Origin of the sequence: Veillonella sp. ZSJB6 (genome assembly GCF_051549505.1) — a bacterium.
Taxonomy (GTDB): domain Bacteria; phylum Bacillota; class Negativicutes; order Veillonellales; family Veillonellaceae; genus Veillonella.
In genome coordinates this window covers 1-424 of sequence record NZ_JBPUGE010000022.1, presented here as the reverse complement: position 1 = coordinate 424, position 424 = coordinate 1, and the positions used below count along the sequence as shown (strand labels likewise).

Sequence of the window (424 nt, the reverse complement as noted above, 5' to 3'; positions counted from 1 at the left end):
TTTGTACGCCGAATAGGCATGACTAAACCCCCAGTTAAACTGGGGGTCGGTAAAAAATTCTTAGAGAAAAGGAAAGAACCTCCTAGTGATAGAATGAAGTTGGTCTGGCAACCACAACATTTCAACATAGGAGGTTCAATGTCAATGAATGACGTAAAAAGCTTATCACATAGTAAATGGAGATGTAAATATCATATTGTTTTTGCTCCAAAGTATAGAAGACAAATAATTTATGGTCGGATAAAAGCTGATGTAGGTAAAATCTTACGAGATTTATGTAAGAGAAAAAATGTAGAGATTATTGAAGCGGAATGCTGTCCGGATCATATTCATATGTTAGTAACGATACCACCACATTTAAGCGTATCGAGTTTTATGGGATATTTAAAAAGTAAAAGTAGCCTCATGATATTCGATAAACACG

Annotated in this window: 1 protein-coding gene; it reads left to right on the top strand. The window is 34.9% G+C overall.

Translation table 11 applies throughout. The annotated features are described in order from the left end of the window. Nucleotides 1-144: 144 nt before the first annotated feature. A partial coding sequence (gene tnpA / locus ACSV5T_RS09730; protein WP_438320976.1) for an IS200/IS605 family transposase occupies nt 145-424 on the top strand: 280 nt, incomplete at its 3' end.